At 69.3% G+C, this 22,258-nt stretch carries 23 protein-coding genes; 10 read left to right on the forward strand and 13 right to left on the reverse strand.

All coding sequences use genetic code 11. The features are described from left to right. From nuoK to ABIC28_RS17330, 11 genes are all read right to left on the reverse strand, one after another. Positions 1 to 300: an NADH-quinone oxidoreductase subunit NuoK gene (nuoK, locus tag ABIC28_RS17280; RefSeq protein WP_097213351.1), complete on the reverse strand. Its 300-nt coding sequence runs from the start codon at positions 298 to 300 to the stop codon at positions 1 to 3. Next, a complete protein-coding gene (locus ABIC28_RS17285; RefSeq protein WP_354580034.1) occupies positions 297 to 1,109 on the reverse strand; it encodes an NADH-quinone oxidoreductase subunit J in 813 nt (270 codons plus the stop codon). The genes nuoK and ABIC28_RS17285 overlap by 4 nt, the downstream gene beginning before the upstream one ends. After that, positions 1,106 to 1,666 carry an NADH-quinone oxidoreductase subunit NuoI gene (gene nuoI, locus ABIC28_RS17290; RefSeq protein ID WP_097213349.1) on the reverse strand — a complete coding sequence of 187 codons (561 nt, stop codon included), beginning with the start codon at positions 1,664 to 1,666 and terminating at the stop codon, positions 1,106 to 1,108. The genes ABIC28_RS17285 and nuoI overlap by 4 nt, the downstream gene beginning before the upstream one ends. Then, a complete protein-coding gene (gene nuoH / locus ABIC28_RS17295) occupies positions 1,659 to 2,993 on the reverse strand; it encodes an NADH-quinone oxidoreductase subunit NuoH (protein WP_097213348.1) in 1,335 nt (444 codons plus the stop codon). Before nuoH ends, nuoI begins: the two co-directional genes overlap by 8 nt. Continuing rightward, positions 2,993 to 5,437: an NADH-quinone oxidoreductase subunit G gene (locus tag ABIC28_RS17300; RefSeq protein ID WP_097213347.1), complete on the reverse strand. Its 2,445-nt coding sequence runs from the start codon at positions 5,435 to 5,437 to the stop codon at positions 2,993 to 2,995. Before ABIC28_RS17300 ends, nuoH begins: the two co-directional genes overlap by 1 nt. Next, positions 5,437 to 7,683 (reverse strand): NADH-quinone oxidoreductase subunit NuoF, encoded by a 2,247-nt coding sequence (gene nuoF / locus ABIC28_RS17305; protein WP_097213346.1) that lies wholly within the window; start codon positions 7,681 to 7,683, stop codon positions 5,437 to 5,439. The genes ABIC28_RS17300 and nuoF overlap by 1 nt, the downstream gene beginning before the upstream one ends. Then, on the reverse strand, positions 7,683 to 9,014 hold the full coding sequence (nuoD, locus tag ABIC28_RS17310; RefSeq protein ID WP_354580038.1) for an NADH dehydrogenase (quinone) subunit D: 1,332 nt from the start codon (positions 9,012 to 9,014) through the stop codon (positions 7,683 to 7,685). Before nuoD ends, nuoF begins: the two co-directional genes overlap by 1 nt. Beyond that, positions 9,014 to 9,715, reverse strand: a complete 702-nt coding sequence (locus tag ABIC28_RS17315; RefSeq protein ID WP_269590324.1) for an NADH-quinone oxidoreductase subunit C — start codon at positions 9,713 to 9,715, stop codon at positions 9,014 to 9,016. Before ABIC28_RS17315 ends, nuoD begins: the two co-directional genes overlap by 1 nt. Before the next feature lie 56 nt (positions 9,716 to 9,771). Beyond that, a complete protein-coding gene (locus tag ABIC28_RS17320) occupies positions 9,772 to 10,335 on the reverse strand; it encodes a NuoB/complex I 20 kDa subunit family protein (protein WP_097213344.1) in 564 nt (187 codons plus the stop codon). A gap of 63 nt (positions 10,336 to 10,398) precedes the next feature. After that, a complete protein-coding gene (locus ABIC28_RS17325; RefSeq protein WP_097213343.1) occupies positions 10,399 to 10,770 on the reverse strand; it encodes an NADH-quinone oxidoreductase subunit A in 372 nt (123 codons plus the stop codon). Positions 10,771 to 11,058: 288 nt separating this feature from the next. Beyond that, complete coding sequence (locus ABIC28_RS17330) at positions 11,059 to 11,475, reverse strand: Rv3143 family two-component system response regulator (protein WP_097213342.1); 417 nt, start codon at positions 11,473 to 11,475, stop codon at positions 11,059 to 11,061. A gap of 182 nt (positions 11,476 to 11,657) precedes the next feature. On the opposite strand from ABIC28_RS17330, the gene ABIC28_RS17335 reads away from it, so the two are divergent. The 7 genes from ABIC28_RS17335 to ABIC28_RS17365 are packed head-to-tail and all read left to right on the forward strand — an operon-like array spanning position 11,658 to position 16,410. Next, on the forward strand, positions 11,658 to 11,960 hold the full coding sequence (locus ABIC28_RS17335) for an urease subunit gamma (RefSeq protein ID WP_027501480.1): 303 nt from the start codon (positions 11,658 to 11,660) through the stop codon (positions 11,958 to 11,960). Between the two features lie 9 nt (positions 11,961 to 11,969). Next, positions 11,970 to 12,281, forward strand: coding sequence for an urease subunit beta (locus ABIC28_RS17340; protein ID WP_097213340.1), 312 nt, complete (start codon positions 11,970 to 11,972; stop codon positions 12,279 to 12,281). Continuing rightward, positions 12,281 to 14,002 carry an urease subunit alpha gene (locus ABIC28_RS17345; RefSeq protein WP_354580042.1) on the forward strand — a complete coding sequence of 574 codons (1,722 nt, stop codon included), beginning with the start codon at positions 12,281 to 12,283 and terminating at the stop codon, positions 14,000 to 14,002. The genes ABIC28_RS17340 and ABIC28_RS17345 overlap by 1 nt, the downstream gene beginning before the upstream one ends. 16 nt (positions 14,003 to 14,018) lie before the next feature. Then, entirely contained in the window at positions 14,019 to 14,657 is a 639-nt protein-coding gene (locus tag ABIC28_RS17350; protein ID WP_354580044.1) for an urease accessory protein UreF, read from the forward strand. 52 nt (positions 14,658 to 14,709) lie between these two features. After that, positions 14,710 to 15,387 (forward strand): urease accessory protein UreG, encoded by a 678-nt coding sequence (ureG, locus tag ABIC28_RS17355; RefSeq protein ID WP_269590277.1) that lies wholly within the window; start codon positions 14,710 to 14,712, stop codon positions 15,385 to 15,387. A gap of 4 nt (positions 15,388 to 15,391) precedes the next feature. Beyond that, positions 15,392 to 16,063, forward strand: a complete 672-nt coding sequence (locus tag ABIC28_RS17360) for an urease accessory protein UreD (protein ID WP_097213337.1) — start codon at positions 15,392 to 15,394, stop codon at positions 16,061 to 16,063. After that, entirely contained in the window at positions 16,060 to 16,410 is a 351-nt protein-coding gene (locus ABIC28_RS17365; protein WP_027501474.1) for an ArsR/SmtB family transcription factor, read from the forward strand. Before ABIC28_RS17360 ends, ABIC28_RS17365 begins: the two co-directional genes overlap by 4 nt. Here the strand turns inward: ABIC28_RS17365 and ABIC28_RS17370 are convergent, their stop codons facing one another. Then, positions 16,411 to 17,820 carry an NAD(P)/FAD-dependent oxidoreductase gene (locus tag ABIC28_RS17370; protein ID WP_097213336.1) on the reverse strand — a complete coding sequence of 470 codons (1,410 nt, stop codon included), beginning with the start codon at positions 17,818 to 17,820 and terminating at the stop codon, positions 16,411 to 16,413. A 205-nt stretch (positions 17,821 to 18,025) separates the two neighbouring features. Here ABIC28_RS17370 and gdhA point away from each other — a divergent pair, with 205 nt between their 5' ends. Then, positions 18,026 to 19,393, forward strand: coding sequence for an NADP-specific glutamate dehydrogenase (gene gdhA, locus ABIC28_RS17375; RefSeq protein WP_097213335.1), 1,368 nt, complete (start codon positions 18,026 to 18,028; stop codon positions 19,391 to 19,393). Here the strand turns inward: gdhA and ABIC28_RS17380 are convergent. Then, positions 19,386 to 20,174, reverse strand: coding sequence for a helix-turn-helix domain-containing protein (locus tag ABIC28_RS17380; protein WP_097213334.1), 789 nt, complete (start codon positions 20,172 to 20,174; stop codon positions 19,386 to 19,388). The two genes, gdhA and ABIC28_RS17380, sit on opposite strands and share 8 nt — an antisense overlap. A gap of 133 nt (positions 20,175 to 20,307) precedes the next feature. Between ABIC28_RS17380 and ABIC28_RS17385 the strand changes: the two genes are divergently transcribed. Both ABIC28_RS17385 and ABIC28_RS17390 read left to right on the forward strand, forming a co-directional pair. Further along, on the forward strand, positions 20,308 to 20,670 hold the full coding sequence (locus ABIC28_RS17385) for a nuclear transport factor 2 family protein (protein WP_077041733.1): 363 nt from the start codon (positions 20,308 to 20,310) through the stop codon (positions 20,668 to 20,670). Between the two features lie 160 nt (positions 20,671 to 20,830). Continuing rightward, positions 20,831 to 22,255 (forward strand): MFS transporter, encoded by a 1,425-nt coding sequence (locus tag ABIC28_RS17390; protein ID WP_257017681.1) that lies wholly within the window; start codon positions 20,831 to 20,833, stop codon positions 22,253 to 22,255. Positions 22,256 to 22,258: the final 3 nt, after the last annotated feature.

Here is a 22,258-nt window from a genome sequence, read left to right on the forward strand (position 1 = left end):
TCAGTACCTCAGGAGGTTCGCGCCGTCGACCGAGGCCGAACGTCGGGTGCGGAAGATGGTCATGATGATCGCCAGGCCGACAACGACTTCGGCGGCGGCGACCACCATGGTGAAGAACGCGAAGACCTGGCCGTCGAGGTTCTGGTGCATCCGGGCGAACGTCACGAACGCCAGATTGCTCGCGTTCAGCATCAGCTCGATGCACATGAACACGACGATGGCGTTGCGGCGGACGAGGACGCCCGCCGCACCGATGGTGAACAGCAGGGCGGACAGGTACAGGTAGTTCTCGGGGTTCACCGCGTGCCCTCCTCTCCTGGTGTCTCCGACTCGGATGCCGAGATGTCTCGCTGCTGGAGAATGCGGCTGACCGACGACGGGGCGTACGACCCGTCCGGCAGCAGTGCGGGCATGTCGACCGCGTTGCTGCGGGCGTAGACGCCGGGACTCGGCAACGGGGTCACCCGATCGCCGCCCGTGGCCCCCTCGCTCCATCGGCGAACCCGGTCGCGCGAGAGCTCCCGCTGGTCCGCGCGCGGCCACAACCGCTCGCGGTGTGCGAGCACCATGGCGCCGATGGTCGCGGTGATCAGCAGCGCGCCGGTCAGCTCGAACGCCCACACGTAGCGGATGAAGATGAGTTCCGCGAGGGCCTCGACGTTGCCCGCAGGCAGCTCGCCCGGCTCGGCGACGCCGCCGCCCACGTAGACGGACGCGGTGCCGATGGCCGCGATCAGCAGCACCCCGAATCCGAGCCCCGCCACGATCGCGGCGATCCGCTGGCCGCGAAGCGTTTCCACCAGCGAGTCGGAGGAGTCGACGCCGATGAGCATGAGGACGAACAGGAACAGCATCATCACCGCGCCGGTGTAGACGACGACCTGCACGACGCCGAGGAAGAGCGCGTCCTGGGCGATGTAGAACACCGCGAGAATGATCATGGTCAGCGCGAGGAAGATGGCCGAATAGACGGCCTTGGTGGCGCATACGACGCCGAGGGCGCCGATCACGGCCACCACGGCGAGGACCCAGAACTGGACCGCCTCGCCCGTGGACGTGCGTTCCAGGGGCTCGGCGGCGAGTAGCGCCGCGGCGGCGACCGCGGTCACGCTTGCGACCCATCTTCCGGTGCGGGCTCTTCCTGGGTGGGGTCCTCCGAGTCCGGCCGCACGGTGCCGAGGTAGTAGTCCTTGTCCGTGCTCCCCGGCTGCATCGGGTGTGGCGGCTCTGTCATGCCCGGCTCGAGCGGCGCCAGGAGGCGATCCTTCTCGTAGATCAATCCGGCCCGGTTGTCGTCGACCATCTCGTAGTCGTCGGTCATGGTCAGCGCCCGGGTCGGGCACGCCTCGATGCACAGTCCGCATCCGATGCACCGCAGGTAGTTGATCTGGTACACGCGGCCGTATCGCTCACCGGGCGAATAGCGTTCGGCCTCGGTGTTGTCGGCGCCCTCGACATAGATGGCGTCGGCGGGGCAGGCCCAGGCGCACAGCTCACACCCGATGCACTTCTCCAGCCCGTCCGGGTAGCGGTTGAGCTGATGCCTGCCGTGGAAGCCGGGGGCGGTCGGCGTTTTCTCCTCCGGATAGAACTCGGTGTTGGGCTTCGCGAACATCGTTCGGAAGGTCACGCCGAATCCCGATAGGGGACCTAGGAACTCAACCATCGTCGCCCTCCTTGGTGGTGGCGCCCGTGGATACCGGGGTGCGGCTGAACGCGGGCAAGATCTGGCCGGGTAGCGGCGGAACAGGGAAACCGCCCGCCATGGGGTCGAACGGCTCGTCGACCGGGGGTGCGATCGGGCCCCCGGTGACCTGCGGCACGGGCGCTGCCGCGGGCTTCGGTGCGGACCGGAGCCGTCGCCACACCAGTCCGAGGGCTACCAATGCGACGACCGTCCCCGCACCGAAGAGGAAGACCTGCAGGGAGCCGTACCCCTCGTTCCGCAGGGTCCGCATCGCGGCGACCACCAGGATCCAGACCAGTGCGGCGGGGATCAGGATCTTCCAGCCGAGGTTCATGAACTGGTCGTAACGCAGCCGGGGGAGCGTCCCGCGCAACCAGATGAAGACGAACAGGAAGCCCCAGACCTTGGCCGTGAACCACAGCAGGGGAAGCCATCCGGAATTCGCGCCCTCCCACATGTTCAGTGGCCACGGGGCGTGCCAGCCACCGAGGAACAGCGTGGTGGCGAGTGCCGAGACGGTCGCCATGTTGATGTACTCGGCGAGCATGAACATCGCGAAGCGGAGCGAGGAGTACTCGGTGTGGAAGCCGCCGACCAGCTCGCCCTCGGCCTCCGGGAGGTCGAACGGCGCGCGGTTGGTCTCGCCGACCATCGAGGTGGCGTAGATGAGGAACGAGGGCAGGAGCAGGAAGACGTACCAGGTGCCTTCCTGCGCGGCGACGATGCCCGAGGTGGCCATGGTGCCCGCCCACAGGAATACCGCGGCGAACGCCAACCCCATCGCGACCTCGTACGAGATGACCTGTGCCGTCGAGCGCAATCCGCCCAGCAGCGGGTAGGTCGAGCCCGACGCCCACCCGGCGAGCACGATGCCGTACACGCCGACCGAGGTGACCGCGAGGATGTACAGGACGGCGACCGGCAGATCGGTCAGTTGCAGCGGGGTCTGGTGGCCGAGGATCGACACCTCGGGACCGAACGGGATCACGGCGAACGCCATGAAGGCAGGCACCACCGCGATGATCGGTGCCAGCAGGTAGACCGGCCTGTCCACACCGCTCGGGACGATGCCCTCCTTGAGTGCCAGCTTGATGCCGTCGGCCAGGCTCTGCAGTGTCCCCTTCGGGCCGACCCGGTTGGGCCCCACCCGCATCTGCATCCAGGCCAGCACCTTGCGTTCGACGAGGATCGCCAGCAGCGGGGTCAGGACGAGGAAGACGAAGACCGCCAGGGCCTTGCCGAGGACGAGCCACCACGGATCGTGGCCGAATGCCGACAGATCTGTGTACTCACTCGCCGTAGCCATCACCGCTCCGTTCCCGTTGTGGCGGAATGGATACGGACGAGGCCGCCGGGAAGCGTGGCGAGCTCACGGAACATCGCGGACCCGGGGGAGTTCAGCGGCAGCCACACCACCCGGTCCGGCAGGTCCGTGATGGCCAACGGCAGGGTGATCGATCCCCGCTCGGTGCTGACGGTCACCGGGGCCCCCTCTGCGGAGCCGATCTCGGTGGCGGTGGCGGCGGACAGACGCAGCACCGGTGTGCGCGCGGTCCCCGCGAGGTGCGGCTCCCCGTCCTGCATGCGGCCGGAGTCCAGCAGCATTCGCCAACCGGCCAGGACCGCCTCGCCCGGGCCCGGCCGCGTCGGCTCGGCGGGTGCAACGTCCGGCGCGGCGGGCGGCACACCGTCCCAGGGGCCGAGCCGCGCGAGTTCGGCGCGCGCGGCCGCGGCGTCGGGAAGGCCGAGCGGCGTGCCCATCCGGTCGGCGATGGCGTCCAGCACCCGCTGGTCGGGCATGGCGCCGCCGCCGGGAAGCGCGGCGCCGAAGACACGAGGGCGACCCTCCCAATTGAGGAAGGTGCCCGGCTTCTCCGTCACCGGGGCGACGGGGAACACCACATCGGCGCGTTCGGTGACCTCGCTGCGGCGCAACTCCAGGCTGACCACGAAACCGGCCGCCTCGATGGCGGCCAGGGCGGCCCGCGGGTCGGCCATGTCGCCCGGCTCGACCCCGCCGACCACCAGCGCCCCGATCCGGCCGTCGCGCGCGGCGGCGAGGATGTCCGCGGAGTCCCGGCCCGGCAGCGCGGGCAGATCCGTGAGGCCCCACGCCTGTGCCACCTGCCTGCGCGCGGCGTCATCGGCGACCGGCCTGCCGCCGGGCAGCAGCTGCGGGAGGGCACCCGCCTCCAGCGCACCCCGGTCGCCTGCCCGGCGGGGTACCCACACCAGGCGGGCCCCTGTCCGATCGGCGAGCCGGATCGCGGCGGACAGCGCACCAGGGATGGCCGCCAGGCGCTCGCCGACCATGATCACGGCGCCCGCCGCCCGCAGCGGCTCCGACTCCCTCAGTGAGTCGAGCGCCGCCGCCTCGCCGCCAGGCGCCGTCTGCAACAGCCGGCCCGACATCTTCGCCAGACCGCGGCTGGCGTAGGGCGCGATCGACAGCACTAGGAGCGCGCCCTGTCTCGCGGCCTTCCGCAGTCGCAGGTAGACGATCGGTGACTCCTCCTCGGGCTCGAAACCGACGAGCAGTACGGTCGGCGCGTTCTCCAGGTCGCGGTACGTAGCCGTGACCCGATGACGGGCGGCCAGGAAGTCGGCCTCTTCAGCGGAGTGCGGCCGGATGCGGAAGTCGATGTCGTTGGTGCCGAGCACCACCCGCGCGAACTTCGCGTAGGCGTAGGCATCCTCCAGGGTGGAGCGCCCGCCGACCAGGACTCCGGCACCGCTTGCGACTGCTTGCAGGTCGCTCGAAACGGCACTGCCCCTTACCGCGGAGCTCAAACCGCGCGCCGCCGTTGCCAGTGCCTCGGGCCAGGAGGCGGGCACCAGCGTGCCGTCGTCGGCGCGGACCATCGGTGTGGTGATGCGATCGGGGGCGGTGGCGTAGGTGAACGCCCACCTGCCCTTGTCGCAGTTCCATTCCTCGTTGACCTCCGGGTCGTCGCCCGCCATCCGGCGCAACACGGTGCCGCGGCGGTGATCGGTGCGGAGGTCGCAACCGCTGGCGCAGTGTTCACAGGCGCTCGGGCTGGACACCAGGTCGAATGGCCGGGCGCGGAACCGGTAGGCGGCACCGGTCAGCGCGCCGACCGGGCAGATCTGCACGGTGTTGCCCGAGAAGTAGGACTCGAACGGTTCCTTGGCGTAGATGCCGACCTGCTGCAGCGCCCCGCGCTCCAACAACTCGATGAACGGGTCGCCCGCGATCTGCTGGGAGAAGCGGGTGCACCGGGCGCACAGCACGCACCGCTCCCGGTCGAGCAGGACCTCGGAGGACAGCGGAATCGGTTTGGGGAAGGTGCGTTTGACCCCGCCGAACCGCGATTCGGTCCGGCCGTTGGACATCGCCTGGTTCTGCAGCGGGCACTCGCCGCCCTTGTCGCAGACCGGGCAGTCCAGCGGATGGTTGATCAGCAGCAGTTCCATCACGCCCCGCTGCGCCTTGTCCGCGACGGGCGAGGTGAGCTGGGTGTGGACCGTCATGCCGTCCGTGACCGTCGTGGTGCACGATGCGAGCGGCTTGCGCTGACCCTCGACGTCGACCAGGCACTGGCGGCAGGCGCCGACCGGGTCGAGCAGCGGATGGTCGCAGAACCGGGGGATCTGGATGCCGATCATCTCCGCGGCGCGGATCACCAGCGTTCCCTTGGGAACTGCGATCGGGACGCCGTCGATGGTGGCCGACACGAGCTCCTCGGGGACGGGCAGTTCCGCCGCGTCGCTGTTCGTGTTCACCGTCATCAGATGTGTCCTCTCGGATAGAGAGTGGACCGGTCCGGATCGAACGGGCACCGGCCGAGCTCGAAATGCGCCAGGTACTCGTCACGAAAGTGCTTGATGGAGGAGATGATCGGGCTGGTCGCGCCGTCGCCGAGGGCGCAGAACGACTTCCCGAGGATGCTGTCGGAGATGTCGAGCAGCTTCTCCAGGTCCGCTTCGGTGCCGTCGCCCGCCTCCAGTCGTTCGAGGATCTGGACCAGCCAGTAGGTGCCCTCGCGGCAGGGGGTGCACTTGCCGCAGGACTCGTGCTCGTAGAACTCGGTCCAGCGCAGCACCGCTCGGACCACGCAGGTGGTCTCGTCGAAGATCTGCAGTGCCTTGGTGCCGAGCATCGAGCCGGCCGCGGCGACGTGTTCGTAGTCCAGCGGGACGTCCAGGTGATCAGCGGTGAAGAGGGGGGTCGACGATCCGCCCGGGGTCCAGAACTTGAGCGAATGACCGGCCCGCACGCCGCCCGAGTACTCGAGCAGCTCGCGCAGGGTGATGCCCAGCGGTGCCTCGTACTGCCCGGGTCGGGCAACATGGCCGGAGAGGGAGTACAGGGTGAAGCCGGGCGATTCCATGCTGCCCATGGAGCGGAACCACTGCGGCCCGCGCAGGATGATCGGCGGGACGCTGGCGATCGATTCGACGTTGTTGACCACGGTCGGGCTCGCGTACAGGCCGGCCACCGCCGGGAACGGCGGGCGCAGCCGGGGTTGTCCGCGGCGGCCCTCGAGCGAGTCCAGCAGCGCGGTCTCCTCGCCGCAGATGTAGGCCCCCGCGCCCGCGTGCACCACCAACTCCAGGTCGTAGCCGGAGCCGAGGATGTCCCGGCCGAGATACCCCGCCTCGTAGGCCTCGGCAACCGCGGCCTGCAGACGGCGCAGCACCGGCACGACCTCACCCCGCAGGTAGATGAAGGCGCGGCTCGAGCGGATGGCGTATGCCGCGATGATCACGCCCTCGACCAGTGCGTGCGGTGTTGCCAGGATGAGCGGCATGTCCTTGCAGGTGCCGGGCTCGGACTCGTCCGCGTTCACGACCAGGAAGTGCGGCTTGGCTGCGGGGCCGTCTGCATCTTTCGTTTGTGCATTCGGGTCGCTCTGCGGGCTCCGCTCCTGTGGGATGAACCCCCATTTGGTGCCGGTGGGGAATCCGGCACCCCCGCGTCCGCGCAGACCCGAGTCCTTCACGGTCCCGATCACCTGATCGGGATCCATGCGCAGGGCCTTGTCCAGCGCCAGGTAGCCGTCGTGCCTGCGGTAGGTCTCCAGCGTCCAGGATCGGGGGTCGTCCCAGTACCGGCTGAGGACAGGGGACAACGAGGTGGGCGAGGCGGACGGCTCCGGCGCCGCGTCGGCCAGCGGCTGGTCCGTCTCGTCGGGGGAGGCGGCGGGCTCGGGCGGGGGAGCGGCGTCGGGCGCCTCCATCCCCAGTTCGCGGGCGATTCGTAGGCCGACCACGGTGGGATCACCCGCGCCGCCGCCCGCCTCGAGCGCGCCTGGCCGGGTGTCCGGGAACCCGGCGAGGATCCGGGCGGTCTCCCGGAAGGTGCACAGCGGGGCGCCCCTGGTCGGGGTGACCTCGTCGCCTGCCGCGAGGCCGTCGACCAACTCCTTGGCCGAGTCAGGGGTCTGGTTGTCGAAGAACTCCCAGTTGACCATCACGACAGGGGCAAAGTCACACGCCGCGTTGCACTCGATGCGTTCGAGCGTGATCTTGCCGTCGGCGGTGGTGTCGCCGTTGCCGACGCCGAGATGCTCCTCCAGCGCGGCGGCGATCGCATCGCCACCCATCACCGCGCAGAGCGTGTTGGTGCAGACCCCGACGTGGAAGTCGCCGGTCGGATTGCGGCGGTACATCGAGTAGAAGGTCGCCACCGCGGTGACCTCGGCCCCGGTGAGGCCGAGTCGCGTTGCGCAGAACTCGATTCCGGCCGGGGTGAGGTAGCCGTCCTCGGCCTGGACGAGGTGCAGCAGTGGCAACAGCGCCGAGCGTGCCTCCGGGACCGCGCTCGTCTCGCCGTAGCGCGCGATGATCTCCGCCGCATCCGCCGCCAACCGGGCGTGGACATCGGGCGGGTAGTCCGCGCGGGCACCGGGGCGGACCAGCTGACCCTTCTCGTCCGGACGCGGCCCGAGCTCGAGGAAGATCGGTCCGGTGGCACCGGGTGGCCCGCTCACGGACACGTTGGTCGCGCGCTCGTCGCCTCGTCCCTGCAACATCAGCGATCAGCTCCGCCCATGACCGGATCGATGCTGGCAACCGAGGCGATTACGTCGGACACCATCCCGCCCTCGCACATGGCTGCCACTGCTTGGAGATTGGTGAACGAGGGGTCCCGGTAGTGGACCCGGAACGGGCGGGTGCCGCCGTCGCTGACCATGTGCACGCCCAGCTCGCCTCGGGGCGACTCGACCGCGGTGTAGACCTGTCCCGGCGGTACCCGGAGCCCCTCGGTGACGAGCTTGAAGTGGTGGATCAGCGATTCCATGGAGGTCCCCATGATCTTGCCGATGTGCTCGGGGGAGTTCCCGAGTCCGTCGCTGCCGAGGGCGAGATCGGCAGGCCAGGCGATCTTCTCGTCCTCGACCATGACGGGGCCGGGCCGCAGTCGGTCGAGACACTGTTCGACGATCTTCAGTGACTCAGCCATCTCGTCGACCCGGATCCGGTAGCGCCCGTAGCAGTCGCTGCCGGTGTCGGTGATGACGTCGAATTCGTAGTCCTCGTAGCCGCAGTAGGGCGCGCTCCTGCGCAGGTCGTGGGGCAGGCCGGTGGCCCGCAACACCGGACCGGTGATGCCGAGCGCCATGCAGCCGGTCAGATCGAGATAGCCGATCCCCTTGGTGCGGGCCTTCCAGATCGCGTTGTCGCTGAGCAGCAACTCGATGTCCCGCAGTCGTTTCGGCATGATCGCGAGCAGTTCGCGAACCTTCCGGTCCGCACCCGGAGGTAGGTCCCGGACGAGGCCGCCGGGACGGATGTATGCGTGGTTCATCCGCAGGCCGGTGATCACCTCGAAGACATCGAGGATCAACTCGCGCTCGCGGAACCCGAAGAGCATCGGGGTGATCGCGCCCAGCTCCATCCCGCCGGTGGCCAGCGCCACCAGATGGGAGGAGACCCGGTTGAGCTCCATGAGCATCACCCGGATGACGTCGGCCCGCTCCGGGATCTGGTCGGTGATGTCGAGGAGCTTCTCCACCCCGAGGCAGTACGCGGTCTCGTTGAAGAACGGTGACAGGTAGTCCATCCGCGTGACGAAGGTGACGCCCTGCATCCAGTTGCGGTACTCGAGGTTCTTCTCGATCCCGGTGTGCAGGTAGCCGATTCCGCAGCGCGCCTCGGTGACCGTCTCGCCCTCGATCTCGAGGATGAGGCGGAGGACCCCGTGCGTGGACGGGTGCTGCGGGCCCATGTTGACGACGATGCGCTCGGCGCCGGCAGGAGCGGAGCCTGCGGAGCGACCAGTGGTCGATGTTCCTGCAGTGGAGGAGACGACCTCGTCCCAGTCCTGTCCCGTGACAGTGAGGTTCTGTTCGGTCTCGTTCATCAGTTGTATGCCCTCCGCTCGTCCGGCGGTGGCACCTGCGCGCCCTTGTACTCGACGGGGATACCACCGAGCGGATAGTCCTTGCGCTGCGGGTGGCCCTGCCAGTCGTCGGGCATCTCGATCCGGGTCAGCGAGGGGTGGCCGTCGAACACGATGCCGAAGAAGTCGTAGGTCTCTCGTTCGTGCCAGTCGTTCGTGGGGTACACCCCGTACAGCGACGGAACGTGCGGATCGCCGTCGGGCACCGACACTTCGAGCCTGATGAGGCGGCCGAGGGTGATCGACCGGAGTGGGTAGACCGCGTGCAGTTCCCGGCCGGTGTCCTGCGGATAGTGCACGCCGTTCACGCCGAGGCACAGCTCGAATCGGAGATCGGGTTCGTCGCGCAGGGTCCGCGCGACCAGAGGTAGGTGCTGCCGCCGGACGTGGAAGGTCAGCTCGTCCCGGAAGACGACGACCTTCTCGATCGCCTCCTCGAACGGCGTGCCCGCCTCGGTGAGCGCCGCCTCGAGGGCGTCCGCGACCTCGTCGAAGTAGCCGCCGTACGGGCGAGGGGCGCTGTCGGGCACGGTGACCGGGCGGATCAGCCGGCCGTAGCCGGAGGTGTCGCCGGTGCCGCGCACCCCGAACATGCCCCGGCGCACGCCGATCAACTCCTCGTCCTCGGGGTGCGCCGATGGCACGGCACCCTCCGGGCCCACGGTCGCCTCCGCGTCGATCCGCCGGGCTTCCTCGTCGCGGTCGTTTTCCTTGTTGGTCACCGGAGCAGACCTCCGGGGGTGCCGAGATCGAACGTCGGGGTGGAGGCCAGCGCGGCCTGCTCGGCGGCCCGCACCGCCTCCTCGCGGTTGGCGCCCAACGGCATCTGCTGGATCTTCTCGTGCAGCGTGATGATCGCGTTGAGCAGCATCTCCGGCCGCGGCGGGCACCCGGGCAGGTAGATGTCCACGGGGACGACGTGATCGACGCCCTGCACGATCGCGTAGTTGTTGAACATGCCGCCCGAGGACGCGCACACCCCCATCGCCAGCACCCACTTGGGTTCGACCATCTGGTCGTAGATCTGGCGGAGGACCGGGGCCATCTTCTGGCTGACCCGGCCTGCGACGATCATCAGATCCGCCTGCCGCGGCGAGGCGCGGAACGCCTCCATCCCAAAGCGGGCGAGGTCGTAGCGCCCCGATGTGGTGGCCATCATCTCGATCGCGCAGCAGGCGAGGCCGAAGCTCGCCGGCCAGAGGGAGCCCTTTCGGGCGAACCCCGCCAGCCCCTCGAGCGTGCTCAGCAGGAAGCCGCTCGGCAGTTTCTCCTCGAGACCCATCTCGCTACTCTTCTCGGTTCGGATTTCGTGTGAGATCGATTCCGGCACTACACGAACGGGCGCTCAATCCCAGCTCAGGCCGCCCCTGCGCCACTCGTACACGTAGGCAACGGCCACGTTGAAGATGAACAGGGCCATCGCGCCGAGACCGAAGATGCCCAGTGCGTCGAAATGCACGGCCCAGGGATAGAGGAAGACGATCTCGATGTCGAAGATGATGAAGAGCATCGCCGTCAGGTAGTACTTCACCGGGATGCGCTGGCCCGGAGCCTGGCCGCCCGCAGGCTGCTGAATCGGGTCGATGCCACACTCGTACGCCTCGAGCTTGGCCCGGTTGTACCGCTTCGGGCCGACGATCGAGGCCACCATCACCGAGAAGATCGCGAATCCCGTTGCGATCGCTCCGAGTACGAGGATCGGCACGTAGACGTTCATGCCGGGTGAGCTCCCCTCTGTGCGAGCCTGGCCGCCCGGTTCCGGACGGTCGTTCCAGCACGCGCGCGGGATCGATGCGGCAGTCGATCTCGGACCGACTCGTCGGTCCGAATTGCCAGGCTCGCCCCATACCACGCTCCCAAGATCCGAAGCACTTCCCGCGCGATCACTCCGGCCGAACGAGCCGCACTATCCCGACTCGGGTCGATGTGAGCTACATCTCACCCTACCGGTCTGGGGAGTTCGCGCTCGGTGGTTCGCGGGCGTGTCCGGCGGCGAACCGCGGAGCTACGCGGCGGCGCGCAGCAGGGTGACGACGGCCTCGGCGAGGCGGATCGGGTCGATCGGCCGCGGCACCGAGGCCTCGGCCCGCGACCAGTTTGCCAGCCAGGCGTCGTCGGGCCTGCCGGTCAGCACCAGGATGGGCGGGCAGTCGCGGATCTCGTCCTTCAGTTGCTTGGCGATGCCCATCCCGCCGACGGGGGTCGCCTCTCCGTCCAGGACGGCCAGGTCGATGCCGCCCGCGTCCAGGTGCCCGATCACGACGGGTCCGGTCGCCACCTCGACGTACTCCAGTTCCGGTAGATCCGGGTCGGGCCGAGTCCCGATCGCACCGATGACCTGGGCGCGGGTGTTCGCGTTGTCGCTGTACACGAGCACGCGCAACACGACTGGCGGGCTGGTGCGTTCCGTCGCCTCGGTCACAGGCTCGATGCTACTGGCGATCCGCTCCCATGGGCCGTCGCTGCGTCGAGAGAGGCGTGTTGCCTGCATGTTTCGGTCTTCTTACAGCCGTATCAACCGGCCGGGGAGGATGAGATCGCTCCCGGTCCGCGTGGCACCATTGCCCCTCCGGGTACCAGCCCGGCACATGACAAGGAGGACGGATGCGCCTGTCACCCCATGAGCAGGAACGGCTGCTGCTCAGCTACGCCGCCGAGCTCGCCAGGCGTCGCAGGGGCAGGGGTCTGCTCCTCAACCATCCCGAGGCGGTGGCCATCATCACCGACCACCTGCTCGAGGGCGCGCGGGACGGCCGCACCGTCGCCGAGCTGATGGCGTCTGGTCGCGAGGTTCTCGGCCGCGAGGACGTGATGGAGGGCGTGCCCGAGATGCTCGCCGACGTCCAGGTCGAGGCCACCTTCCCGGACGGCACCAAGCTCGTGACCGTCCACCATCCGATCGCGTAGGAGCAGAAGATGATCCCCGGTGAAATCCTCTGCGCCGACGGCGAGATCGAGCTGAATCCCGGTGCGCCGCGGACCGAGCTCGAGGTGCTCAACGTCGGCGACCGGCCGATCCAGGTCGGCAGCCACGTGCACTTCCCGCAAGCGAACGCGGCGCTGCGGTTCGACCGCGCGACCGCGCACGGGCTCCGTCTCGACATCCCCGCGGGTACCGCCGTTCGCTTCGAGCCAGGGCTGAGCCAGCGTGTGAGCCTGGTCCCGATCGGTGGCACCCGTGAAGTGCACGGCCTGAATCTGACCGCGCCAGGAAAGCTGGACCGCTGATGACCTCGTTGAGCAGGCCCCGCTATGCCGCCCTGTTCGGACCCACCACCGGCGATCGGATCCGGTTGGCCGACACCGACCTGTTCATCGAGATCACCGAGGACCGCTCCGGCGGCCCGGGGCTGGCGGGCGAGGAAGCCGTCTTCGGCGGTGGCAAGGTGCTCCGCGAATCCATGGGGCAGGGCCGTGCGACCCGCGCCGAAGGTGCACCCGACACCGTCATCACCGGGGTGGTGGTCCTCGATCACTGGGGAATCATCAAGGCGGACGTCGGGATCCGGGACGGCCGGATCGTCGCGCTCGGCAAGGCAGGCAACCCTGACACCATGACGGGGGTGCATCCCGACCTGGTGGTCGGACCGTCCACCGAGATCATCGCGGGTAACGGACGGATCCTGACCGCGGGCGCGATCGACTGCCACGTGCACTTCATCTGCCCGCAGATCATGGAGGAAGCACTCGGTGGCGGGATCACCACCCTGATCGGCGGCGGCACCGGCCCGGCCGAGGGGTCGAAGGCCACCACCGTGACGCCGGGCGCCTGGCACCTGTCGCGGATGCTGGAGGCGCTCGACGGGTGGCCGATGAACATCGCGCTGCTCGGTAAGGGCAACACCGTCAGCGCGGAATCGATGTGGGAGCAGTTGCGCGGCGGCGCTTCCGGATTCAAGCTGCACGAGGACTGGGGCTCGACCCCGGCGGCGATCGATGCCTGCCTGTCCGTCGCCGATGCGGCGGGCGTCCAGGTCGCGCTCCACTCGGACACGCTGAACGAGGCCGGCTTCGTCGAGGACACGCTCGCGGCCATCGCGGGCCGCGGGATCCACGCGTACCACACCGAGGGGGCGGGCGGCGGGCACGCGCCGGACATCATCACCGTTGCCGCGCAGGGGCACGTGCTGCCCAGCTCGACGAACCCGACCCGCCCGCACACGGTGAACACCCTCGACGAGCACCTGGACATGCTCATGGTGTGCCACCACCTCGACCCGTCCATCCCCGAGGACCTGGCGTTCGCGGAGAGCCGGATCCGGCCGTCGACCATCGCGGCGGAGGACCTGCTGCACGACATGGGCGCCATCTCGATGATCGGCAGCGACGCGCAGGCGATGGGCCGGATCGGGGAGGTGGTGCTGCGCACGTGGCAGTCGGCGCACGTAATGAAGCGCCGGATCGGGGCCCTGCCCGGTGACGGCGCCGCGGACAACAACCGGGCCAGGCGCTACGTGGCCAAGTACACGATCTGCCCGGCGGTCGCGCACGGACTGGACGCCGAGATCGGGTCGGTGGAGGTGGGCAAGCTCGCTGACCTGGTGCTCTGGGAGCCCGCGTTCTTCGGGGTCCGTCCGCACGCGGTGATCAAGGGCGGCGCCATCGCCTGGGCCGCGATGGGCGATGCCAACGCCTCGATCCCGACCCCGCAGCCGGTGCTGCCGAGGCCGATGTTCGGGGCCGCCCCGAAGGTGGCCGCCGCGACCTCGGTGCACTTCGTGGCGCCCCAGGCGATCGAGGACGGGCTGGCCGACCGGCTGAACGTGGACCGCAGGCTGGTGCCGGTGCTCGATGTGCGCGCACGGGGCAAGGAGGACATGCCGCTCAACGACGCGCGACCCCACATCGAGGTGGACCCCGACACGTTCACCGTGCGGATCGACGGGCAGGTGTGGCGCGAGCAGCCCGCCACCGAACTGCCGATGGCCCAGCGGTACTTCCTGTTCTGATGGCGGTGCGTACGCGATGACCTCGAGACTGGCGAACCTGCTTGCGCTGGCCGACTCCCGGCTGCCCACCGGAGGGCACGTGCACTCCGGTGGAGTGGAGGAGGCCATCGCCTGCGGGCTGGTGCGGGATCTCGCGACGCTCGACGCCTACCTGCGCAGGCGTATCCGCAGCACCGGGCTGGTCGCCGGGTCGATCGCCGCGGCGGTGTGTGGCGGTGCGCTCGCCCCGGGCGTGGCCGATGCGGAGACCGACGCGCGGACCCCGTCCCCTGCGGGGCGTGCGGCGTCCCGGGCCCAGGGCCGGGGGCTGCTGCGGCTGTCCAAACGCGTGTGGCCCGAGCACGACTGGTCGGTTCTCGGCTCCCGCCCGCACCTGGCGGTGGCCTCCGGCGAGGCCGCGCGGGTCTGCGGGATGAGTGATGCCGAGGCCGCGATGGTCCTCGTCTACACCACGATGACGGGGTCCGCGATCGCCGCGCAGCGCCTGCTCGCCCTCGACCCGGCGGACGTGGCGGCCTGCACCTTCGCGCTCTCCGAGCTGTGTGACCGGACGGCGGATCTCGCGGCCACCGGACTCGCCGACCTGTCCGACCCGTTGCTCGACGTGGTCGCGCAGGCGCACCTGGACCGCGAACGCCCGCTGTTCGCCTCGTGAATTCCCCGACACCCCGACTGCCCGAGAACCGCACCACCCGAAGGAGATCGACATGCCCCCGCACCTGATCGACGGCGAACCGCATCAGCACACGCACGACCGGCCCAAGCGGGTGCGGGTGCCGGGAGAGCCGCTGCGAGTGGGTATCGGCGGTCCCGTCGGATCCGGCAAGACCGCGCTGGTGGCCGCGCTCTGTCGTGAGCTGCGCGACGAACTCTCGCTCGCGGTGCTCACCAACGACATCTACACCACCGAGGACGCGGACTTCCTGCGCAGGCACGCGGTGCTGCCCGACGAGCGGATCGCCGCGGTGCAGACGGGTGGCTGCCCGCACACCGCGATCCGCGACGACATCACCGCGAATCTCGACGCGATCGACGACCTGATCGAGGCGAACCCGCCCCTGGACCTGATCCTGGTCGAGTCCGGCGGTGACAACCTCACCGCCACCTTCTCCTCGGGGCTGATCGACGTGCAGATCTTCGTGGTCGACGTGGCGGGCGGCGACAAGGTGCCGCGCAAGGGCGGACCGGGCGTGACGTTCTCGGATCTGCTGGTGGTCAACAAGACCGATCTCGCCCCACTGGTCGGCGCGGACCTGACCGTGATGGAGACCGACGCGGCCCGGGTCCGCGAGGGCAGGCCGACGGCGTTGATCTCGCTCACCGCGGACCCGGCGGCGACACCGGTCCTGGCCTGGGTGCGCGAGCAGTTGGCCGCGGCGGTCTGATCGGGTGCACACCGCGCTGACCATCGTCGCCGAGCGGGGCCGCTCCCCGCGGATCCGGGCGAGCGGGGGACTGGCCGCCCGGATCACCGGGCCCGACACCGTGCACCTCATCTCCGCGGCGGCGACGCCGCTCGGCGGCGACCACCTCGAGATCGCGCTGCGCGTCGGGCCTGGTGCGAGCCTGACGGTGCGCACCGTCGCGGCGGCGCTCGCGTTGCCAGGGGCCGAGGAACTGGTCTCGACCGCGCGCTGGGACATCCGGGTGGACCGGGACGCGGAGTTGCTGCTCGACCCCGAGCCCATGGTCGTCGCGGCGGACGCGGACCACCGGACCCACACCCGGCTCGAGCTGACGTCCTCGTCGCGGGTGACGGTGCGCGAGCGGGCTCAGATCGGGCGCACCGGGGAGCGCGGCGGGCGATGGTCGGGCGCGCTGCACGCGGACCTGGACGGGATGCCGTTGCTGCGACATCGGCTGGAGCTGGGCGCGGGGACGGTGGGGCACGACCTGCTGGACGCGCCGATGGCGGTCCAGAGCGAGCTGGTGTTCCCCGACGAGCGGTCCGCGGTGGTCGAGAGGTACCCCGCGGGTGGGTCGTGGGTGCGGATGCCCCTTGCGGCGGGCGGCAGCCTCGGGACCCGGCTGGGCCGCGCGTTGACTACGGTGAACTCATGACCGGTACCCCGCCCGCGTTCGACCCGGAACAGGTCGCGCAGGCCCGCGCCGCCGTCGAGGCGGTGCCGGACCTACCGGAATGGGTGCGCCGGTTCGAACTGCTCGGCGACCCCACCCGGCTCCGGATCCTGCTCGGTCTGCACCGGGCCCCCGGCATCTACGTCTCGGATCTCGCGGCGGCGCTGGACATGAGCACCACGGCCGTCTCGCACGCGCTTCGGCTGCTGCGCAACCAGGGCTGGGTCGCGGTGCGGCGGGACGGCAAGAAGATGAGCTACTCGCTCGACGACGAGGTCGTGCACCGGATGCTGCACGACCTCGGCGCCACCCACGCACACAACGGCTAGCTAGCCGGCCTTCTCCCGCTCCTCGCCGGTCGAGACCGCCAGCGGATCGCCGATGAGACCGGCGTCCTTGGCTCGTTCGTAGTCCTGCAACAGGTCGATCGCGTTGCGCGCGAACACCTGCTGTTCCGTCGATGCCATCTGCGCGCGTCCGCGGCCGAGGAAGCTGACGGTCCAGGACAGGATCGTGGAGAACTTGCTGCGGAAGCCGACCAGGTACATCAGGTGGATCACCAGCCACGCCACCCAGCCGATAAATCCGCTGATCTCCAGCTTGCCGACCTTCGCGACCGCGCTGAAACGGGAGATGGTGGCCATCGAGCCCTTGTCGAAGTACTTGAAGGGGTGCCGCGTCTCGGGGGACTCACCCGCGACGGTCGCCTTGATCTGCTTGGCGGCGTACTTGCCGCCCTGCATCGCGACCTGCGCCAGTCCGGGCAGGTTGTCGAGCGACATCATGTCGCCGATGACGTAGACGTTGGGGTACCCGGGCAGCGACAGGTCGGGGTTGACGTGCACGCGGCCCGCGCGGTCGATCTCGGCGCCGGACTGCGCCGCGAGCTGCTTGCCGAGCGGGCTGGCCTGCACGCCCGCGGACCACACCTTGCACTGCGAGTCGATGCGGCGCTCGGTGCCGTCCTTCTCCTTGACGACCAGGCCGTCCACGTCGACGTCGGTGACCATCGCGTTGAGCTGGATCTCGACGCCCAGCTTCTCGAGCCGGCCGGCCGCCTTCTCGCTGAGCTTGCCGCCGTAGACAGGGAGCACCGCCGGGGCGCCGTCGAGGAGGATCACCCGGGACTCGCGGGAGTCGATGTTCCTGAAGGCGCCGGTGAGGGTGCGATGGGCCAATTCCGCGATCTGGCCTGCCAGTTCGACGCCGGTGGGGCCCGCGCCGACCACGACGAAGGTGAGCAGCCGGGCGCGCTCCTCCGGGTCGTGGGAGAGCTCGGCCTGCTCGAAAGCGCCGAGGATGCGGCCGCGCAGTTCGAGGGCGTCGTCGATGGTCTTCATGCCGGGCGCGAACTCGGCGAACTGGTCGTTGCCGAAGTAGGACTGACCGGCGCCCGCGGCGACGATCAGGCTGTCGAACTCGGTGACCGTCTCTCGCTCGAGCAGCCGCGACGTGACCGTCTTGGCCTCGAGGTCGACCTCGAGTACGTCGCCGAGCAGCACCTGGGTGTTCTTCTGCTTGCGCAGGACCAGGCGGGTCGCGGGGGCGATGTCGCCTACCGAGAGGATGCCGGTCGCCACCTGGTAGAGCAGCGGCTGGAACAGGTGGTGGGTGGTGCGAGCGATGAGGGTGACGTCGACGTCGGCGCGTTTGAGTGCCTGCGCACCGAACAGTCCGCCGAAACCGGAACCGATGACCACGACGCGATGGCGGCGCGACTCCACCGTCTGGATGCTCATTGACGCTCCTCCGCAGATCTGGAATGACGAATCTCACGGTAGTCCCAGGCTCACCTCCCGTCCCGGCAAGTCAGGGCCGCGCCCACCCGTGTCGCGCCCGCGGCAGGGTGTGGGATCGGTCACCGCGACGACGGGCATCACGGATACCCGCATGTTGCCGTGAGGAAGTCTTGTGATTGTCTTTACTTTCCATCCCTGCAGAGCAATGAGGAGGGCGGCCGCTGTGAGTGGGCATGTCCGTGAGCGCGTCGACAAGTACTTCGAGGAAGTTGTCCGTCGCAACGCCGGTGAGCCGGAGTTCCACCAGGCCGTCGCCGAGGTTTTCGAATCGCTCACGGTGGTGCTGGAGCGGCACCCGAACTACGCCGACGGCGCGCTGATCGAGCGGCTCTGCGAGCCGGAGCGCCAGATCATCTTCCGGGTGCCGTGGACCGACGACAACGGCAACGTGCACGTAAACCGCGGATTCCGGGTGCAGTACAACAGCGTGCTCGGCCCCTACAAGGGCGGCCTGCGCTTCCACCCGAGCGTCAACCTGGGCATCGTGAAGTTCCTCGGCTTCGAGCAGATCTTCAAGAACGCGCTGACCGGACTGCCCATCGGCGGCGGCAAGGGTGGCTCCGACTTCGACCCCAAGGGCCGCTCCGACGCGGAGATCATGCGGTTCTGCCAGTCGTTCATGACCGAGCTGCACCGGCACATCGGTGAGTACACCGACGTGCCCGCGGGCGACATCGGCGTCGGTGGCCGCGAGATCGGCTACCTGTTCGGCCAGTACAAGCGGCTGACGAACTCCTACGAGTCGGGCGTGCTCACCGGCAAGGGCCTGACCTGGGGTGGCTCCCAGGTGCGCAAGGAGGCGACCGGCTACGGCGCCGCCTACTTCGTCGCCGAGATGCTCAAGACGGCCGGCACCAGCATGGACGGCAAGCGGGTCGTGGTCTCCGGTTCCGGCAACGTGGCGATCTACGCGATCGAGAAGGTGCACCAGCTCGGTGGCACTGTGGTGGCCTGCTCGGATTCGGCCGGCTACATCGTGGACGAGCGCGGCATCGACCTGGAGCTGCTCAAGGAGATCAAGGAGGTCCGGCGCGGCCGGATCTGCGATTACGTCGACACCGTTCCGTCCGCCAAGTATGTTGCGGGCGGCTCGATCTGGGACGTGCCCTGCGAGGTCGCGATCCCGTCCGCCACCCAGAACGAGCTCGACGAGAAGGGCGCACTGACCCTGGTCGAGAACGGGGTCCGCGTGGTCGCGGAGGGTGCCAACATGCCGACCACCCCCGAGGCGTTGCGCGTGCTGCGCTCGGCGGGCGTCGCGTTCGCCCCCGGCAAGGCCGCGAACGCGGGCGGCGTGGCGACCTCGGCGCTGGAGATGCAGCAGAACGCCTCGCGCGACTCCTGGCACTTCGACTACACCGACGAGCGGCTCTCGAAGATCATGTCGGACATCCACTGCCGCTGTGTCGCGACCGCGGAGGAGTACGGCAAGCCGGGCGACTACGTCCTCGGTGCGAACATCGGCGGCTTCGTCAAGGTGGCGGATGCGATGCTCGCGATGGGCGTCATCTGACGCCCTCGGCGAGCGCCGCGGCTGTCGGCGCGTCGGCTGGGTAGAAGGTCTCGATCGCCAGCTCGGCGACCGTGACGTCCATCGGCGTGCCGAACACCGTGGTGGTGCTGAGAAACGCCAGTTCGCCTCCCGGCGTGGCGAATCGGAGCGGCACCACCAGGGCATCCGGGTCGTGGTCCGTCGGCGCCTCGCCGGGGTAGGCCGACAGTTCGTCGGCCAACGCGGCGAGGAACGGATCCCCGGTGGTGGCGATCTGGTGGTCGAGCCGGTGCAGCAGGTGACTGCGCCACTGACCGAGATTGACGATCCGCGGTGCCATGCCCTCCGGATGCAGGCTCAACCGCAGCACGTTGACGGGCGGTTCGAGCAGGTGGAGCGCGCATCCCTCGGTGAACATCGCGACCGCCGCGTTGCCGTCGATCATGTTCCAGTGCCGGTCGACGACGACGGCAGGGGCGGGCAGGTGCGCACCGAGGATCGCCGCGATCGCGTCGGCCACCGCGGCCATCGGCACGTCGGAGAGCTGGTGCTCCGGGTAGGCCGGGGCATAGCCGCCTGCCAGCAGCAGCGAGTTCCGCTCCCGCAGAGGGATCTCGAGCTGTTCGCTGAGCTTGAGCAGCATCGCCTTGGTCGGCTTGGACCTGCCGGTCTCGAGGAAGCTCACGTGCCGGGCCGAGACCTCGGCCCGGGACGCGAGGTCCAGTTGACTGAGCCTGCGTCGCTCACGCCACCGCCGGAGCAACGTGCCGACCGGCTGCTGGGCCTCGATGAGGGTGGTCATGAGGCAACCCTAGGGCGGGCCGGGAAGCGCCGCCATTACCTCGGAGGTAATCGACGCGGCGCACCGCGACGGTCAGAGTTGTGTTCCGACGGGGGCCGAGGCGGCCACCGCGACATCCGACAGGAGTGACGACATGACCTTCGAAAACCTTGCGGCCCAGTACATCGCGGTGTGGAACGAGACCGATGCGGACCGGCGTCGCGCCGCGATCGACGCGCTGTGGGCGGCCGACGGCCGGTACGTGGACCCGATGGCCGCGGCCACCGGCCGGGCCGAGATCGACGCCACCATCGGCGCCGTGCAGCAGCAGTTCGCCGGGATGAGCTTCCGGCTCAACGGCCCGGTCGACGGTCACCACGACCAGGCGAGGTTCGGCTGGCAGCTCGGGCCCGCGGGTGCGGAGGACCTGATCGAGGGGTTCGACGTGATCGAGCGCGACGCCGACGGCCGGCTGATCCACGTGCTCGGCTTCCTCGACAAGGTGCCCTCCGCCTGAGGCGTGCCTCCTGGCCGGACGGCCACAGCGACTGCCTCGTAGGAGGCGGATACGTGGCGGGTCGTCCGGTCCGGGGAGGACCGCTTCGGGGCCTGTGGAGCTCGCCACAAGCAGGTCTTCCACTGGATGTGTCAAGTCGATGATCAGTAGTCTGCGGCGTGTGAAGCCATCGTCGAGGCGGCCCGAACCGCGGATGCTGGTCCCGTTGCTGGTGTTCATCGCCCTGGTCGTCGCGGCGGTCGGCAGCCTCGGGGCGCCGCTGATCACCAGCGTGGCGACCACATTCGATGTGTCACTGGCCAGCGCGCAGTGGACTCTCACCATCACCCTGCTGACCGGTGCCATCGCCACGCCTGTTCTCGGCCGCTTGGGGGCCGGTCCTCATCGCCGCGGCACCATCCTCGCCACCCTCGGGGTCGTGGTGGCGGGAAGCGTGCTCACGGTGCTTCCACTGCCCTTCGCCTGGCTGCTCGTCGGCCGGGCGGCTCAGGGCGTCGGCTTGGGGTTGACCGCGCTGATGATGGGCGTCGCCCGTGATCATCTTCCCGAAGGTCGCGCGGCCGCCACGATCGCCCTGGTGTCGGTCGCCTCCACCGTCGGTGTCGGCATCGGCTACCCGCTGGCAGGGTTGCTCACCGAACTCGGCGGTGTACGCGTCGCATACGGACTCGGGGTGTTCGTCACCGCCGTCGCGTTCCTGGCGGCCCTGCGCAGCATGCCCGTACCACCCGAGGGGCGCTCGGCTCGGGTCGACATACCTGGCGCGCTACTCCTGGCAGGCGGCCTGTTCCTCGTTCTTCTCCTGGCGAGCGAGACGGGCCTGTGGATCCGACACCTCGGCCTGGCGGTGGCTCTGGCGGCGATTGCCGCACTCCTGCTCGGCATCTGGGCGGCCTACGAACGCCGTAGCTCGGCGCCGCTTGTCGATATCCGGCTGATGCGACACCCGGCCGTCGCCGGAGCGAACGCCGCGATGCTCGTCGGCGGCGTTGGCATGTACCTGCTGCTGACCCTCATCACGCGCTACGCCCAGACACCCGAGAGCGCCGGTTACGGCTTCGGGCTCACCACCTTCGTTGCCGGGCTCGTGCTGGTTCCGTTCTCGCTGCTGGGATTCGTCGCAGGCAAGCTCACGCCTCGCCTGCGCGAGCGAATCGGCGCGCCGCCACTTCTGGCCGGTAGCGCCATCATCGTGCTGTTTGCTTTTGCCCTGTTTGTTGCCGCCCGCTCGAACCTCGCCGAGTTGCTGGCATCGATGGCGGTACTCGGCTTCGGCGTCGGCGGATTCTCGGCGGCGATGCCCTCCGTCATCCTGGCCGTCACCCCGACGGATGAGACGACGAGCGCCATGAGCTTCAACCAGGTCGTGCGCAGCGTCGGCTTCTCGCTCGGAAGTGCAATCGGTGGCCTGGTGTTGGCCGCCGGCACTCCGAGCGGGCATCTCTTCCCGACCGACGACGCCTACACGACCGCGGCATGGATCGGGATCGCAGCAATGGCAGTCACGGCGATCACGTGCGTCACGCTCGCCCGCCGTCCCGCGGCCCGAGAACCTGGCACAAATCAGCCAATTGGGTTTCGCTGACCT

This window comes from Rhodococcus sp. PvR044 (assembly GCF_040548995.1).
GTDB lineage: Bacteria > Actinomycetota > Actinomycetes > Mycobacteriales > Mycobacteriaceae > Rhodococcus_G > Rhodococcus_G oryzae.

Coding starts and splice junctions, on each gene's coding strand:
- ABIC28_RS17320 (WP_097213344.1), bottom strand. CDS start 10,335: ATGGGTCTCGAGGAGAAACTGCCGAGCGGCTTCCTGCTGAGCACGCTC.
- nuoH (WP_097213348.1), bottom strand. CDS start 2,993: ATGGCTACGGCGAGTGAGTACACAGATCTGTCGGCATTCGGCCACGAT.
- ABIC28_RS17380 (WP_097213334.1), bottom strand. CDS start 20,174: ATGACCACCCTCATCGAGGCCCAGCAGCCGGTCGGCACGTTGCTCCGG.
- ABIC28_RS17350 (WP_354580044.1), top strand. CDS start 14,019: ATGACCTCGAGACTGGCGAACCTGCTTGCGCTGGCCGACTCCCGGCTG.
- ABIC28_RS17340 (WP_097213340.1), top strand. CDS start 11,970: ATGATCCCCGGTGAAATCCTCTGCGCCGACGGCGAGATCGAGCTGAAT.
- nuoF (WP_097213346.1), bottom strand. CDS start 7,683: ATGTTGCAGGGACGAGGCGACGAGCGCGCGACCAACGTGTCCGTGAGC.
- ABIC28_RS17370 (WP_097213336.1), bottom strand. CDS start 17,820: ATGAGCATCCAGACGGTGGAGTCGCGCCGCCATCGCGTCGTGGTCATC.
- nuoD (WP_354580038.1), bottom strand. CDS start 9,014: ATGAACGAGACCGAACAGAACCTCACTGTCACGGGACAGGACTGGGAC.
- nuoI (WP_097213349.1), bottom strand. CDS start 1,666: ATGGTTGAGTTCCTAGGTCCCCTATCGGGATTCGGCGTGACCTTCCGA.
- gdhA (WP_097213335.1), top strand. CDS start 18,026: ATGAGGAGGGCGGCCGCTGTGAGTGGGCATGTCCGTGAGCGCGTCGAC.
- ABIC28_RS17335 (WP_027501480.1), top strand. CDS start 11,658: ATGCGCCTGTCACCCCATGAGCAGGAACGGCTGCTGCTCAGCTACGCC.
- ABIC28_RS17365 (WP_027501474.1), top strand. CDS start 16,060: ATGACCGGTACCCCGCCCGCGTTCGACCCGGAACAGGTCGCGCAGGCC.
- ABIC28_RS17345 (WP_354580042.1), top strand. CDS start 12,281: ATGACCTCGTTGAGCAGGCCCCGCTATGCCGCCCTGTTCGGACCCACC.
- ureG (WP_269590277.1), top strand. CDS start 14,710: ATGCCCCCGCACCTGATCGACGGCGAACCGCATCAGCACACGCACGAC.
- ABIC28_RS17385 (WP_077041733.1), top strand. CDS start 20,308: ATGACCTTCGAAAACCTTGCGGCCCAGTACATCGCGGTGTGGAACGAG.
- ABIC28_RS17300 (WP_097213347.1), bottom strand. CDS start 5,437: ATGACGGTGAACACGAACAGCGACGCGGCGGAACTGCCCGTCCCCGAG.
- ABIC28_RS17325 (WP_097213343.1), bottom strand. CDS start 10,770: ATGAACGTCTACGTGCCGATCCTCGTACTCGGAGCGATCGCAACGGGA.